The organism is Flintibacter sp. P01028 (assembly GCF_041925235.1).
GTDB lineage: Bacteria > Bacillota > Clostridia > Oscillospirales > Oscillospiraceae > Lawsonibacter > Lawsonibacter aceti.
Window position 1 is genome coordinate 354,648 of sequence record NZ_JBHEVC010000003.1, and the last position, 15,068, is coordinate 369,715.

The 15,068-nt window shown below is 54.7% G+C and carries 15 protein-coding genes; 11 read left to right on the plus strand and 4 right to left on the minus strand.

Features of this window, described 5'->3' with window-relative positions:
* The first annotated feature begins 9 nt into the window (after window positions 1-9).
* Genes ACEVJK_RS08525 through ACEVJK_RS08535 form a run of 3 tightly spaced genes read left to right on the plus strand, consistent with a single transcriptional unit; the run spans window position 10 to window position 2,573 of the window.
* Window positions 10-963 (plus strand): C-terminal binding protein, encoded by a 954-nt coding sequence (locus ACEVJK_RS08525; protein WP_240288524.1) that lies wholly within the window; start codon window positions 10-12, stop codon window positions 961-963.
* Window positions 964-991: 28 nt separating this feature from the next.
* Complete coding sequence (locus ACEVJK_RS08530; RefSeq protein ID WP_186851788.1) at window positions 992-1,753, plus strand: IclR family transcriptional regulator; 762 nt, start codon at window positions 992-994, stop codon at window positions 1,751-1,753.
* A 52-nt stretch (window positions 1,754-1,805) separates the two neighbouring features.
* A complete protein-coding gene (locus tag ACEVJK_RS08535) occupies window positions 1,806-2,573 on the plus strand; it encodes an SDR family NAD(P)-dependent oxidoreductase (protein WP_186851787.1) in 768 nt (255 codons plus the stop codon).
* A gap of 122 nt (window positions 2,574-2,695) precedes the next feature.
* On the opposite strand, the gene ACEVJK_RS08540 is transcribed toward ACEVJK_RS08535, so the two are convergent.
* The 3 genes from ACEVJK_RS08540 to ACEVJK_RS08550 form a co-directional block, all read right to left on the minus strand.
* Window positions 2,696-3,652: a bifunctional 4-hydroxy-2-oxoglutarate aldolase/2-dehydro-3-deoxy-phosphogluconate aldolase gene (locus tag ACEVJK_RS08540; protein ID WP_374740376.1), complete on the minus strand. Its 957-nt coding sequence runs from the start codon at window positions 3,650-3,652 to the stop codon at window positions 2,696-2,698.
* A gap of 13 nt (window positions 3,653-3,665) precedes the next feature.
* Window positions 3,666-4,688, minus strand: coding sequence for a sugar kinase (locus ACEVJK_RS08545; RefSeq protein WP_147573085.1), 1,023 nt, complete (start codon window positions 4,686-4,688; stop codon window positions 3,666-3,668).
* Between the two features lie 64 nt (window positions 4,689-4,752).
* Entirely contained in the window at window positions 4,753-5,409 is a 657-nt protein-coding gene (locus ACEVJK_RS08550; protein WP_147573083.1) for a bifunctional 4-hydroxy-2-oxoglutarate aldolase/2-dehydro-3-deoxy-phosphogluconate aldolase, read from the minus strand.
* Window positions 5,410-5,603: 194 nt separating this feature from the next.
* Between ACEVJK_RS08550 and ACEVJK_RS08555 the strand changes: the two genes are divergently transcribed.
* The 8 genes from ACEVJK_RS08555 to ACEVJK_RS08590 all read left to right on the plus strand — a co-directional run bounded on the left by ACEVJK_RS08555 (window position 5,604) and on the right by ACEVJK_RS08590 (window position 14,032).
* Window positions 5,604-6,380 carry an IclR family transcriptional regulator gene (locus ACEVJK_RS08555; RefSeq protein ID WP_374740377.1) on the plus strand — a complete coding sequence of 259 codons (777 nt, stop codon included), beginning with the start codon at window positions 5,604-5,606 and terminating at the stop codon, window positions 6,378-6,380.
* Window positions 6,381-6,928: 548 nt separating this feature from the next.
* Window positions 6,929-7,978 carry a TRAP transporter substrate-binding protein gene (locus ACEVJK_RS08560; protein ID WP_186851784.1) on the plus strand — a complete coding sequence of 350 codons (1,050 nt, stop codon included), beginning with the start codon at window positions 6,929-6,931 and terminating at the stop codon, window positions 7,976-7,978.
* Between the two features lie 90 nt (window positions 7,979-8,068).
* Window positions 8,069-8,581, plus strand: a complete 513-nt coding sequence (locus ACEVJK_RS08565; protein ID WP_186851783.1) for a TRAP transporter small permease — start codon at window positions 8,069-8,071, stop codon at window positions 8,579-8,581.
* Window positions 8,578-9,855 (plus strand): TRAP transporter large permease, encoded by a 1,278-nt coding sequence (locus tag ACEVJK_RS08570; RefSeq protein WP_207721872.1) that lies wholly within the window; start codon window positions 8,578-8,580, stop codon window positions 9,853-9,855. The genes ACEVJK_RS08565 and ACEVJK_RS08570 overlap by 4 nt, the downstream gene beginning before the upstream one ends.
* A gap of 72 nt (window positions 9,856-9,927) precedes the next feature.
* Window positions 9,928-11,082 carry a M20 family metallopeptidase gene (locus ACEVJK_RS08575; RefSeq protein WP_340406300.1) on the plus strand — a complete coding sequence of 385 codons (1,155 nt, stop codon included), beginning with the start codon at window positions 9,928-9,930 and terminating at the stop codon, window positions 11,080-11,082.
* A complete protein-coding gene (thrC, locus tag ACEVJK_RS08580) occupies window positions 11,079-12,338 on the plus strand; it encodes a threonine synthase (RefSeq protein WP_240288528.1) in 1,260 nt (419 codons plus the stop codon). Before ACEVJK_RS08575 ends, thrC begins: the two co-directional genes overlap by 4 nt.
* Window positions 12,339-12,353: 15 nt before the next feature.
* Window positions 12,354-13,529, plus strand: a complete 1,176-nt coding sequence (locus tag ACEVJK_RS08585) for a M20 family metallopeptidase (protein ID WP_186851780.1) — start codon at window positions 12,354-12,356, stop codon at window positions 13,527-13,529.
* 32 nt (window positions 13,530-13,561) lie between these two features.
* Window positions 13,562-14,032: a RidA family protein gene (locus ACEVJK_RS08590; protein ID WP_186851779.1), complete on the plus strand. Its 471-nt coding sequence runs from the start codon at window positions 13,562-13,564 to the stop codon at window positions 14,030-14,032.
* Window positions 14,033-14,090: 58 nt separating this feature from the next.
* On the opposite strand, the gene ACEVJK_RS08595 is transcribed toward ACEVJK_RS08590, so the two are convergent.
* Window positions 14,091-14,807, minus strand: a complete 717-nt coding sequence (locus ACEVJK_RS08595; RefSeq protein WP_186851778.1) for a polysaccharide deacetylase family protein — start codon at window positions 14,805-14,807, stop codon at window positions 14,091-14,093.
* Window positions 14,808-15,068: the final 261 nt, after the last annotated feature.

The window sequence follows — 15,068 nt, forward strand, 5'->3', positions numbered from 1 at the left end:
GAGAGGAACATGAAGATTGTCATTTCCGATAACGACCATGTGAATCTAGCCCAGGAGGAGGCCGTCTTTCAGAAGGCTGGTATGGATTTCACCCTCTATCAGTGCCACACGGAGGAGGAGGCTATTCAGCAGCTGAAGGGGGCCGAGATTATTCTGAACCAGTATACCCCCCTGACCCGCCGGGTCATCCAGGCTCTGCGCCCCGAACTGAAAATGATTGTCCGTTATGGTGTGGGGGTAGATAACATCGACTGCGTCGCGGCCGCCGAGATGGGGGTACAGGTATGCAACGTCCCTGACTACGGCATGAACGAGGTAGCAGATCACGCCATGGCCCTCATGCTGTCCCTGGTGCGTAAGACTGTCACTATGGTTAACTACACCAAGGGCACCGACTGGGACTACTCCTACGGGGTGCCCATCCATCGCATCCCAGGCCAGACAGTAGGTATCGTGGGCATGGGTCGCATCGGCCGTACTTTCGCCAAGCGTATGGGTGGCTTCGACTGCCGGCGCATCGCCTATGATCCCTTGTATCAGCCAGGCACTCAAGTTGACGGAGTGGAACTCGTATCCTTTGACACCCTGCTCGAGCAGGCCGACATGATCAGCATTCACTGCCCTCTCCAGCCCTGCACCCGCGATTTGTTCGACCTGGCCGCCTTCCAAAAAATGAAGCGGGGCGCCTATCTGGTCAACACCTCCCGTGGTGGTATCGTCAATGAGGAAGACCTGTACACCGCCCTGACCACCGCCCTGATCGCCGGCGCGGCCTTGGACGTCACAGCGAAGGAGCCTCTTCCCCGCCCCAGCAAGCTGCTGGAGCTGGAGAATTTTCTGTGCACCCCCCACATCGCCTGGTACTCCGAGGAGGCCGCCCAGGAGATGAAGCGCAAGGTGGCCGAGGAGGCCGTACGCTTTGCCACTGGGGAAAAGGTACTGTATCCGGTCAACCAAATTTGAAATTCACCAATCAAGAGGAGGAATCTCCATGGCCGAGGATACCATTCAGTCCGTTGCTCGCGCCTTCTCCATTCTGGAGCAGTTGGCCGCACAGGGAGAGATGGGCGTCCGGGAGCTCCACGGCGCTACCGGACTCAGCGTCACTACGGTCCATCGCATTCTAGGCACACTGACAGAGCTGGGCTATGTCAGGCAGAATGAGAACACCAGCCGGTACGGGTTGACTTATAAGATGCTCGCACTGGGACAGCGGGTGCCCCAGCACAGCACAGTTATCCAGCTGGCCCACCCGTTGCTCCAGCAGTTATCCGAGCAGGCTTGCGAAACCATCCACTTCGCCGAGCGGTCGGACACCAATATCCGGTATATCGACAAGGTCATTCCCTCCTCTGGTGTAGTCGTCATGGGCTCCTGCCTGGGCATGGAGCTACCCATGTACAGCACTGCTGTGGGCAAGTCCATGATGGCCGATATGTCCCGCCAGGAGGTGGAGGACATCTGGTCCCGCTCCCAGATCATCACCTATACCCCCAACACGGTGTCTTCCCTTCCCGAGCTGGAGCGCCAGCTGGAGGAATGCAGGCTGGCGGGGGTATCCTATGACTGGGAGGAGCGGGAGCCTGGCATCTCCTGTGTCGCTGTTGACATCCTGGACGTGACCGGCAGGCCGGCCTACGCGGTCAGTATTTCCAGCTCGGACGCTCGTATGAGACAGAATCAGGATCGGTATGCCGATCTGTTGCGGGAAGTGAAGGTCCGACTGACTGAACTGATCGGCTATTCCCTTTGATACACGATGATAGCGCGGGCCTAGAGGCCTGCGGAGAAAGGAAGGTTTTCCCATGAACAGCTTATTTGATCTCACCGGGAAAAAGGCTATTGTCACCGGCGGCACTAGAGGACTGGGCCACGGCATGGCGGAGGGCCTGATGGAGGCCGGCGCCGCTGTAGTCATCTTTGGTACCAGCAAAAAGGTGATCGAGGTGGCCGCCCAATTCGAAGCAAAGGGCTATTGGTGCAAAGGCATCGCCGTGGACCTGGCCGACGACCGGGCCAGGCAGGAGGCCTTTGACCAAGCCGTCGCTCTGCTGGGCGGCCTGGATATTCTGGTCAATGCCGCCGGCATACAGCGCCGCCACCCCAGCCCCGAATTTCCTCTTCAGGACTGGAAGGACGTACTCAATGTCAACCTGACCGCTCCCTTTGACCTGTGTCAAATGGCTGCCAAAGAATTTCTAAAAAAGGAACAGCCCTGCGGGAAGATTGTCAACATTGCCTCTATGCTCAGCTTCTTTGGCGGTATGACCGTCCCCGCCTATGCCGCCTCAAAAGGGGGAGTGGCCCAGATGACCAAAGCCCTGTGCAATGAGCTGGCCTCCAAGGGAATCCAGGTCAACGCCATCGCCCCCGGCTATATGGATACAGATATGAATGTGGCACTCACCGATGTCAGCAACCCCCGATACCGTGAGATCACCGACCGGATCCCCGCCCACCGCTGGGGCACCCCAGAGGATATGAAGGGGACAGTGGTATTCCTGGCCTCCCGGGCCTCTGACTACCTCAACGGGGCCGTCATTCCTGTGGACGGCGGCTACTTGGTCAAGTAAGGCGGTCCTGCTAGGCACCCGTAAGCTCTTAATATAGTATACGGAAGGCCCCCGCTCGAAATGGCAATCGAGCGGGGGCCTTCCACATGAAGAAAGGAATGGGAAACATCTTGTTCAGAAGGTCACTTCTGGAGCAGATGGACAGCAAAGCCACCAAACTCCTGCTTCAGATAGACAGCAATCATCTTTTCACCCTTATATTTGGCGGTGGATTCATCCAGTTGGAAGCCATGCTTCTCCAGCTCCACAGCGGCCCTGGCAATGCTGTTGGTCTTTACGGCAATATGACCGTTTTGGCCCAGGTACATACTCTTCATAACCTCAACAGCACTGCTGGCAAAGTTGGAGCTGTTGCCCGTCTTAATCTCAAAGCCAAAAGCGTCCTTCAGCCCCTGGCACACATCCATGGATGCCTCGTCACTGGCGGTATTGATGCCGATATGGGCCACCTCAAATCCCAGAACGGCTTGGCGGGCCTCCTGGCACAGGCGGGTGATCTTGTCAAACGCATGGGCAGCGATGTCGCCCTTGGAACACAGCCAGCTCCCACCCACAGCATGGATAAAGGGAGCGGCAATATACTCGCCCAGATTCTGCCCATTGACCCCACCGGTGGGGATAAACTTCATAGAGCCAAAGGGGCCGGACAGCGCCTTCATGGCGCTCAGGCCGCCGTAGACGTTGGCCGGGAAAAATTTGACCACTTTCAGGCCATGGGACATGGCGGCCATGATCTCCGTAGGGGTGACACAGCCGGGAGTGATGGCCACGCCGTTTTCCACACACCAGGCTACCACTTCGTCGCTATAGCCGGGGGAGACGATGAACTTGGCACCGCACTCCACGGCCTTTTCGCACTGCTCCAGAGTAATAACGGTGCCGGCGCCCACTACCATCTCGGGGCACTCCTTGGCTACGGCGGCGATGGAATCCGCGGCAGCGGCGGTGCGGAAGGTAATCTCCATCACATCCACGCCGCCAGCCAGCAGGGCCTTGGCAGTGGGAACCGCGTCCTCTGCCTTATCCAACACCACTACGGGCACGATGCCCGCGTTACCCAGTTTTTCAACAATATCCATAGAAATGTCCCCCTTATCTCTGGACACGGCCAGAGGTGTTGCCAGCGGCCAGAGACTCCACTTCACTGACAGACATCATATTGAAGTCGTGGTCGATGCTGTGCTTCAGGCAGGAGGCGGCCACGGCGAAGTTGATTGCTTTCTGGTCGTCATAACCGGACAGAAGGGCATAGATCAGGCCGCCGCCGAAGCTGTCGCCGCCGCCCACACGGTCCACGATATGAACCCGGTAGGTGGGAGAGAAGGAGGCCTTTCCGTCGCTGTACAGCATACCGGCCCAATCATTGTCAGAGGCGGAGATGCTGCCCCGGAGGGTGATAGCCACCTTCTTACAGCCAAAACGCTCGGTCAGCTGCTTGGCCACACTGATGTAGCCTTCGTGACTTAGCTTACCGGTATTCAGGTCGGTATCAGTGGCAGCGATACCAAACACATCCTTAGCGTCCTCCTCGTTGGCGATGCACACGTCCACATAGGGGACCAGTTCAGCCATGACCTTGCCGGCCTCCTCGCGGGTCCACAGCTTCTTACGGTAGTTCAGGTCACAGCTGATGGTCAGGCCCAACTTTTTGGCGGCCTTACAAGCCTCCAGGCAGATGGCGGGCAGCTCGCCGCCCAGAGCCGGGGTGATGCCGGTCCAATGGAACCAGTCAGCACCGGCAAAAATCTTTTCCCAGTCAAACTCAGAGGCCTTAGCCAGAGAAATGGCGGAGTTGGCCCGGTCATAGATCACCTTGGAGGCCCGCTGAGAGGCACCCTTTTCGGCAAAGTAGATGCCCAAGCGGTCGCCGCCCCGGATCATCAGGCTGGTGTCCACACCGTAACGGCGCAGCTCGTTGACCGCAGCCTGACCAATCTCATGGGCCGGAACCTTGGAGACAAAGGCGGCGTCCATGCCATAGTTGCACAAGGACACGGCAACGTTGGCCTCACCGCCAGCATAGGTGGCCTCGAACTTGTCCGCCTGGACAAAACGGAGGTACCCCTCCGGATTCAGGCGCATCATAATCTCGCCAAAGGTGATAATTCTTTTCATTGTAGTTTCCTCCTCGTTGTGATGATATTTCATTGGCTCCGCGATATTCACGTTCTTCGCTTGCTCACTTGACGCTTTTTGCGGCAGCTAATAGCTCACGGGCTGTTTCGGTAATTTTGTGAAACTCTCCGGCCTCGATCCATTTCTTGTTGGCCAGATTGCCGCCCACACCGGCGCCGCACATTCCCGCTGCCATATAGTCGGCCACGTTCTTTTCATTGATGCCGCCCACTGCCAGCAGCTTTACATGGCTGATGGGAGCCCGGATAGCCTTTACATAGGAGGTGCCTAGTTCGCCTGCCGGGAACAGCTTAACATAGTCAGCTCCAGCGTTATGCGCCGTCATGACTTCGCTGGGCGTCATAGCACCGGGCATAGACACCAGCCCCAACTCCCGTGTGCGGCGGATGACCTCCACGTTGACGTCAGGAGAGATGATGTACTTGGCGCCAGCCTTGGCAGCCAGCTCCACCAATTCCGGTGTGGTGACCGTACCGGCGCCTACCAGCATCCGTCCCTGGTATTTGGCTCCGATTTCGGCTATGGCGTTGGCCGTCACTGGGAAGGAGTCTGGATTCTTTTGATCGAAAGTGATCTCCATCAGCCGGATTCCACCTTCATACAGGGCGTCCGCCACCTTCATACACTTTTCCGCATCGATGCCGCGGACGATGGCGATGATCTTCTCCTCTTCTACCATCTGGATAACTTGTTCTCTCATAGCGGCCTCCATTTTTCATATTATGAAAATTTTTATCGTATTATGATATCCAAACACATTTATATCTCTTTTTTCCTCTCATGTCAATCCTCTCTTTTCATAAAATTTTTGTCTCTATTTTGTGTAAAAACTATTGCTGACCTATGACAAATTGTGTTATGCTGGAAAAAATAATTGTAAAGGGGGCGGATCACATGAATGGATCCTCTGGCTCGGTCCAGTCTGTGGCCCGTGTGTTAGATATCGCGGAGGCGCTCTCCACTGCACCACAGGGGATGTCCCTGTCCGACCTGGCTGCCACCACTGGTCTGCACATCAGCACGACCCACCGGCTGCTGGGCGTGTTGGTTGAACGCGGCTATGCGTGCAAAGACCAGGAGAGCGGAAAATACCGGCTGACACTCCGCTTGTTTGAGGTAGGCAGCCGCGTTTCCACTGCGTTGAATCTGCTCACCGCCGCCAAGCCCATGCTGGACGAGCTGGCCGCCGACTGCCAGGAAGTGGTCCATTTGGTAGAGCGGGATAACAGCGACGTGATCTACATCTATAAGGCGGAGCCCGCCCGCCCTCTGGTTCGAATGGCCTCCTATGTCGGCTGCCGCAATCCCATGTACTGCACCGGAGTGGGCAAGAGCATACTGGCCTATCTCCCCGATGAGGAAGTCATCAAGGTATGGGACAGCTCCGAGATCCACACCTACACAGAAAAGACCATCACAGATCTGGACACACTCCGCTCCAGTCTAGAGCGGGTCCGTAGGTTGGGCTATGCCGTGGATGACGAGGAGCACGAGCCAGGTGTACGCTGTGTAGCCGCCCCAATTTTCAACTGGTCTGACCACCCTGTAGCCGCAGTCAGTATCTCTGCTCCTGTTTTCCGAATGACCGATAAGTTTATGGAGCAGTTGCTGCCCAAACTGCTCCGGTTGACCCGCGATATCAGCCGTATGATGGGCTGTACAGCTCTATAAAGCGTTTTCCTGGGAGGAACTTTTCCTCCCAGGTTTTTTTATTCTTTAGCAAATAAAGAATTTGTTAATATTCCAGCCCTTAATTTGTCTGGAATAGACAAATATCTAAAACTTTTTTATGCAAGCTTTTCAAAAATTAATTCACTACTTGACTTTTTTCTTTAAACAAGCTATTAATATTACATAAATGTTTCATAATAAAGAATTTATTTTCGCATTATGAAAATATATTTTTGTGGAGCGCTTCTGAAGTTTCTCGCCCATGAGGTAGACCGTGCGGGTCGTAGTCTCCGTTCTAGATAATCTCATATGGTATCCTGATTTTCGACGGTATGCTAGTGGTCACCCTGGCCATCCAGTATCTGTGTTAATAGTCCCGCGGCGGCGTGGGATTGTTAAATACATACCAATGGTGATCAGATAAGGTCAAGGCAGGGATCTGCCTTGACAATTTCCCATGGGAAATTGTCAAGATCCTTTTATGTGTGGGGCTTTGGCCGACCTCTGACCCGTGTGGTAAATCACACATTTTTTATGGAGGTAGATTTATGAAAAAGGCACTTGCTCTCGCGCTCTCCCTGACCATGATGGTCTCCCTGTTCGCCGGCTGTGGCAGTAAAGACAGCGGCAGCACCAACGCGAACACAAACACCAATACTTCCTCTGGTTCCCAGCAGGAAGAACTTCCCTCTTACTCCTTCCAGTTGGGCTTCAACACTGTGGAAGACTCTGTCCGTGGCGAAATGGCCCACGTATTCGCCGACTATGTGAACGAGGCTTCTGGCGGTCGTATCACCGTTGAGATCTTCCCCAACTCCTCCCTGGGCAGCGAGCAGGAGATGGTGGAAATGGTAAAGACCGGATCCATGGACTTCACCATTCCCGGCGTCACTGCCATGTCTAACGTAGACGGCAACTTCGGTGCTTATGGGCTGCCCTTCCTAGTGGACACCTATGACGAGGCTCATGCCCTGCTGGACGGCGACTTCGGCAACGCCTTAAAGGACATCGCCCAAAACAATGGCTACAAAATCGTCGCCTGGGGCGATTTGGGCACCGTTCAGATCACCAATAATGTCCGTCCCATCAATTCCGTGGAGGACATGAAGGGCATCAATATGCGCTGTACCAACGAAGAGGTTTCCCTGAAGACCATGGATGCTTTGGGCTGTGCCACCACCACGCTGGCCTTTTCTGAGCTGTACCTGGGTCTAAGCCAGGGCGTCGTCGATGGCCAGTTCAACCCTATTGACGCCATCTATCAGAACAGCTTCACAGAGGTTCAGGACTACCTGGCTATCGTGAATATGTACACTTATGGCATCGCTCTGGTAATGAGCAATGATAAGTTCGAATCCTATGATGCCGAGACTCAGCAGATCCTGATGGACGGTGCCGCTAAGGCCCAGGAAGCCGCCCGCGCTTACTGCGCCAATGCTGAGGAAGAGTATCTGCAGAAGGTCAAGGACGAAGGCTGCTTCCTGGAGATCACCACCCCCGATGTCGAAGGCTTCAAGACCGCTACCGCTGGTGTTTACGACGACTATCTCGCCACCTGCGATCCTCGTATCGTTGAGGCTGTAAATGCAATCCGCTAAAGCTAACCGCAACTAACCCTGCATTTGTGTGCTTGTGTACAGGGGCGCTGCTCCAGCGCCCCTGTACACATGGTGAACAGAGGAGGTTCTATGAAAGTATTATCAGCGATAGAGAAGGCCGTTGACTTTCTCTGTAATATTATGACAGGGATCGCCGCGTTAATGATGGCGGCCCTGACTTTGGACGTGTTCCTAAACGTGATTTTCCGCACAATTGGGAAGCCCATTGTAGTTTCTGTGGAGTTGACCACGATTTTCTTCCCCTGGATCGTCTGTATGGCTATGATTGTCATCGCCCGGCGCCAGGAGAACACCGCCCTGGTTTTATTTTTCGATAAATTCAAGGGTATCGTCCGTCACATCGCCGTGATCTTTATTAACGGCACCATGTTTTTCTTTTCCGCGGTCATGGCTAAGTCTGCCTTTGACCTCTCCCTTTCTCTTGTGGATGAGTACCTTGCTCTTACTCACCTGAGCAAGGCCTTTACATATGGTTCCATGTTCATCGGCTTTGTAGGTGTATGCATCATGCTCGCCTTCAATCTGCTTAAGTATGTGATGATAGAGATTGTAAGGATCGACAAGGAGGGTGCTGCGAAATGACCTTGATCCTTATTATGGCGCTTATGTTTTTTGCGCTGATTTGCATTGGCGTACCCATCGCCTTTTCTATGGGAACCGCATCGATCTGGTACCTTCTGACCAACGGCACTAGCTTATCTGTCGCGGCCCAAAAATTCTTTACCCAGACACAATCCTTCTCCTTCTTGGCCGTCCCCTTTTTCGTGTTGGCCGGCACTCTGATGGTCGAGGCTGGTATCGCCAAAAAGCTGATCAACTTTGCCAGTGTTCTGGTCCGCCACCTGCCCGCCGGTCTGGGTTGTGTGTCCGTGGTCACCAGCATGATCCTGGCTGGCATCTCTGGCTCCTCTGTGGCGGACGCCTCCTCTGTAGGCGCCATCCTGATCCCTGAAATGAATGACCGCGGCTATCCACCTCCCTTTTCCGCAGCCATCAACGCCACCAGCTCTGTGGTTGGCATCATCATCCCTCCCAGCAGTACCATGATCGTCATCTCCGCTATTACCAACCTGTCCGTGGCTAAACTTTTTATGGCCGGCGCTATTCCAGGCATCATCATCGGTCTTGCGTTTCTCGCCATTACTGCCTATATGGGTATCAAAAACAATTATCCCCGTGAAGCACGGGCCAGTAAATCGGAGATCTGGGCTGCCACCAAAGATGCCCTGATCGCTATGGTTTTTCCTGTTTTCATGGTAGGCAGCGTAGTTACCGGTATTGCTACCGTCACCGAGTCCGCCTCCATCTGCGCCATCTACTCCTTGTTTGTGGGTATCTTCGTCTACAAGACTCTGAATCTGAAAAAGATCTACAAGGCGCTGGCGGATGCCGCTATTGGCACCACCGTGGTCATGATGGTGGTGTCCTGTGCCTCGATCATGCAGTTCATCCTCATCAGCCAGCAGGTGCCCACCAAGCTGTCCAACGCCCTTCTGGGGCTGGGACTGCCCAACTGGCTGCTGCTCATTATGATGGTGCTGCTGCTGGGCGTGGCCGGCATGGTCATGGACAATGTCCCAAATCTGTATATCTTCCTGCCCATTTATATTCCTATTGCTCAAAGTATGGGGATGGATCCCATTCAGATGGCCATTATCTGCCTGTGTGCGTTGGCCCTGGGTCTGTTTACTCCTCCTGTGGGCACCACCCTGTTCATCTCCTGCAACATTGCCAAATGCTCTATTGAATCGGTCGTCAAAGATTTGATTCCTTTCTTTATCGCAGGTGTTTTGATTGTGGTTGCGGTGGCCTTTATCCCTCCGCTGACCATGTGGATTCCAAGCCTTATGGGCTAATTATGAGCTTACTGCCGGCCCTCCTTTTTGTTCAGGAGGGCCGGTGTGCCGAAAAGGAGTATTTGATCAACCATGGACCATTATCATGAATTAGCGCAGCAATTTCTGCGGGATATGGTGGCCTTCCCAACTGTCAACGGGAATGAGAAGCCACTGGCCCAGTATATTGCGGGGGTGCTGGAGGGCTATGGCTTCCGTACCCAGCTCCAGGATATTGCGGAAAACCGCTCTAACGTCGTGGCTGTCTATGGAAGCTCTGATAACCGGATTATCTTTACCGGCCATTTGGACGTCGTTCCCCCTGGTGGAGACTGGCAGGTGTGCGATCCCTTTCATTTGACAGAGCAGAACGGTCGTTTGTATGGCCGGGGTTCCTGCGACATGAAGGGAGGCATTGCCGCTATGATGGCCAGTGCCATCCGGGCTGTGGAAATGGGCGAAGCCCGTGACTGCGAACTTCGGCTTGTCTTTGTTGTGGATGAAGAGGTGGACGGTTTGGGCACCCAGTATTATGTGTCCCATGAGCCTCCTGGCGGCCGGACAATCGCCATCATCGGCGAGCCTACCATGTTGGAGGCCTGTATTGCCCACCGGGGCGTGACCCGCTTCAAGGTGGCTATTAACGGCCGTCAGTGCCACTCCGGCTTGCCCTATGAGGGTATCAACGCCATCAATCAGATGGCCCGTTTCCTATTGGAGGTCGAGCGCTTTGACCTGGATCGCCAGTCCTTGGACTGCGGCATTCTCCCACCTCCAAACATAACCGCTACCATGCTCCACTCCGGAGTGAAAGAGAACGCTGTCCCCGGCACCAGTGAGGTCATCCTGGACTGTCGAACTGTCCCCGGTGAGACTGCGGACACTCTGCGCGCCAGTATTCTGGATATCCTCCACCGGCTGTTCGATGGCACTCAAGTGACCTACGAGGTCTGCGACTTCATCAATGTCACTCCCAGCAGCACCCAGCCTGACGGTCAGGTATGTACTGTACTGAAAAACGCTTTTCAGGAGGCGTTTGGCCGGGAGGCGGCGGTCACCTATTTCAAGGGCTGCTGTGATATGTCCTATTTCTGCAAGGCGGGCTATACGGAAACGCTCCTGTGCGGCCCTGGCTCTATGGACCAGGCTCACATTGTGGATGAGTATATCGAGATTGACCAGTTGCATAAGGCTGTTGACCTGTATTCCGCGGTCATCCGCCAGGCACAGAAAGGATCTTGTCTATGAAAAAGTATCGTTTGGTATGTTCTGTATGCGGCAAACCCTTTGAGCGGGACACTGAGCCCTATGTCTGCGAAAGCTGCGGGGGGCTCCTGGAGCCGGAGTTCGATCTGGCCGCCAATGCCAGCCACTATCGAGAGGTCATCCGGGGCGGCTGTGTTTCCGGCGTGTGGGATTACCGCGATCTGTTACCTGTAGAGGGCGTGGAGGCGCCTGTCACCCTGAGCGAGGGCAATACTCCCCTGCTCACCGCCAGTAACCTGGGCCCAATCGTCGGGGTGGAGCAGCTCTTTCTAAAGAATGAGACATTGAATCCCTCCGGGACCTATAAGGACCGGTTTGCCACCGTTGCGTTGAGCATCGAGAAGGCCAGGAACACCCCTGCCGTGGCGCTGGGGTCGGCTGGCAACGCCGCAAATGCCATGGCCGCGTACTCTGCCAAGGCCGGTATGCCCTGCTTCGTCATCCTGCCCCCCGGAGCGGTAGCTGAACGTGGCTGGCAGGTACGGGGTTACGGGGCCAATCTGATCCGCATGGAGCATACAATAGATGACTGTATCAGCATGGCCAAGCAGGGCGAGGCGCTTTTTGGCTGGAAATCCCTGACCACCAACATGCTGACCAATCCTCTGCCCTCTGACGGCTACAAAACTGTGGGCTATGAGATCGGCAAGCAGCTGAACTTTCAGATGCCCGACTGGATTGTCGTCCCTGTGGGGGGCGGTGCCCTGATGAACAAAATCTATAAGGGCTGTAAGGATATGCTGGAGCTGGGCCTTATCGACAAAATACCCCGCTTCGTAGGGGCCCAGGCTTCTGGCTGCGCCCCGCTGGTTGACGCATACCAAAAGGGGCTGAAAAACCCCGAAATCTGGCCCGGTGTCCCCCAGACTGTCGCCTTCGCTATCGCCGATGTATGTGTATACGATGGTATCACTTCCATGGATGTTCTGACCAAGAGCGGCGGATGCGCCGAGGAGGCCACTGACGAGGAGATCCTGGAGGCCATGCACCTGATTGCCAGTAAGGAGGCCGTGGTAGCCGAGCCTGCCAGCGCCTGCTCTGTGGCCTGCGCCAAAAAGCTGGTAGCTAAGGGCGTTATCCAGCCCACCGACTCTGTTCTGTGTGTTCTCTCCGGCAACGGTATGCGGGATCTGAAGCTGATGGAGCAGGGTCAGAAGGAAGTCCCCTTTGTCAAGTACCGCGATGTAGAGGCAGTGAAAGCGGCTGTCAATGACTACCTGAACGACTCCAAGGACTGATGGGAGGAGCCAGTCATGGAACAGACCATCAAGGGACTGGCCAAGGAAGATGAGCTGGTCAGCCTGCTCTGCGACCTGGTCAGCATCGAAAGTGTCAATCCCCTGTTTGAAAAGGGGGGCACTGGTGAGAAAAATATGGTAGAATATATCTGCCGCTATTTTGACCAGTACCAAATCCCCTATATCCTTCAGGAGGCGCTGCCTGGCCGATTCAATGTGCTGGCCCATCTGAAGGGTACCGGCAAGGGTGCCCTCTGCTTTGAAGCGCATACCGACACGGTCACAGTGGACGAGATGGAGATCGAACCCTTCAAGCCTGTGATTCAGAACGGCCGTTTGTATGGCCGGGGCAGTGTGGACGACAAGGGCAGCGTGGCCGCTATGATGTACGCCATGCGTCTGCTCAAAGAGCATAAGATCGAGACCTACTCCGACATCTACTTTGCTGCCGCCGCAGAGGAAGAGTTTAGCTACAAGGGAGTGCTTCGCCTTTTGGAAGATGGTATCCCCTTTGATGCCGCCGTGGTTGGGGAAGGCACAAGCGTCCACGTCTGTCGCGCTTGTAAGGGGAACGTCCGCTTCAAGATCGTATCCAGGGGTCTTGCTGGACATAGCTCTCGCCCCTGGGAGGGACGGAACGCTATCGTGGCCATGGCCAATGTAATCTGTGAGCTGGAGAAAAAGCTGTTTCCCCTTTATGAACAGAAGAAGCATCCCCTGCTGGGGCCTCCCACCTTTAATATCTCCCTAATTCATGGCGGCAAGCTAATCAATATTGTCCCGGATTACTGTGAGATACAAATTGACCGTCGGGTCTTGCCGGGCGAGACCTACCAATCCGTCCGTCAGGAGGTATTGGGCTGCCTGGAGTCGCTGCTATCCTCCCACCCCGAGTACGAGGTGGAAATCCAAGAACCTTTTGTCACTGACTTTGCCATGGAGGTAGAGGAGGACTCCCCCATTGTCCGGACCGCCATAGCCGCCTGTGATGCGATCATGGGAGAGCACACCATCGAAGGAGGCTATTTCAGCTGCGACGCCAGCAAATTTACCCGCATCGGTATTCCCGCCATCGTTATGGGCCCTGGCAGTATCCTGCAGGCCCATACCAATGACGAATACATTGAGATCTCTGACCTGGCCAAGGCGGCCGAGGTGTTCACACAGATCTGTGTGGATTTTAGACCTTGATCTCATCATATTTTGAAAGGAGTAATCTTGTCATGGATGTTTATGAGCGTTTAAAGGAACTGGGCATTGAACTGCCTCCTGCCCCCCCTCCGGGCGGCCTCTACTCCCCCATCAAGCTGTTTGGCTCTAACCTGGTCTATACCTCCGGTGTCGGCCCCACTGATCCCACTGGCGGCGCCGTATACAGCGGGAAGGTGGGCACTGATCTCACCTTAGAGGAGGGGCAGGCAGCTGCCAGACTGGCCACAATCAACCTGTTGTCCGTCTTGCACAATCATCTGGGCGACCTGAACCGTATTAAACAGATTGTCAAGCAGCTGGGCTTTGTGGCCTGCCCCCCGGATTTCCATATGCAGCCCGCCGTTATGAACGGATCTACCCAGCTCCTGATGGATGTATTTGGCGACCCTGCTGGTCGGCCCGCACGCTCTGCTATCGCAACCAACGTACTGCCTGGCAATATCCCCGTAGAGATTGAGCTGCTCATCGAGCTGAAAGACTAAACTCTGCCCATAAAGGCAAACACAAGGCCCGCCCGGCTTTTGACCGGGCGGGCCTCTTTTACGCTGGGCACTGCCGCCCAGTGTGATCGATGGTGTAGTCCCCCTCCAGAATGATTTGGGAGATCGGGACAAAGGTGTAGCCGTCCTGTATCAGGGTTTCCAGGATACCAGGCAGGGCCTCCGGGGTATGAAGGGCCGCGTTGTGGAACAGCACGATGGAGCCCGGCTGTACCTTGCTAACCACCCGCTGCGTGATATCGGCGGCTGACAAGTCCTTCCAGTCCAGGCTGTCCACATCCCACTGGATAGGCTCCATACCGATTGACCGGACGGCGTTGATGGAGTTGTCATCATAGTCCCCATAGGGCAATCGTACCAAGGTGGGCCGGACTCCGGTGACCGCCTCAATTTTATCGTTGCAGGCATTCAAATCTGCCACCACTTGATCGGCGGACAACTGCGGATAGTGAGCATGGGTATTGGAGTGGTTCATCACTTCATGTCCAGCATCAGCCAAAGCTTTTACCGACTCAGGGTATTTATCCACCCACTCCCCCACTACAAAAAAAGTGGCCTTCACCTTATATTTCTCCAAAATATCAATCAGCTGTTGGGTATCCTCGTTGCCCCAGGCCGCGTCAAAGCTGATGGACACCAGCTTCTGGTCCCTCTGAACACAGTATATAGGCAACTGCCGCGTAGTCGCCGCGGTCCCAACGGCCGCCGGATAATTGACCACATAGAACATTACCGCCGCTAGACAGAGGCAGACCATTCCGATCCCCCACCTCTTTGGAACAAAAAATATCTTTGGTCTACACTTTTTCTCCTTCATATCATCATCTCCCACATCAGTCTGATCCCTTCATCTATATGCGCCCCGCTGTCGGAACATACTTCTCCTATTTTCCTTATCAACGAAAATGGCTCGTCCTATTTTTGCAATTTTTTCAAAAATAATTTGCATTCCATATTGCTTTTTTCTGTGTGACAAGGTATAATGCCATCATATCCTGCGTACAAGTGTTTTTACAGG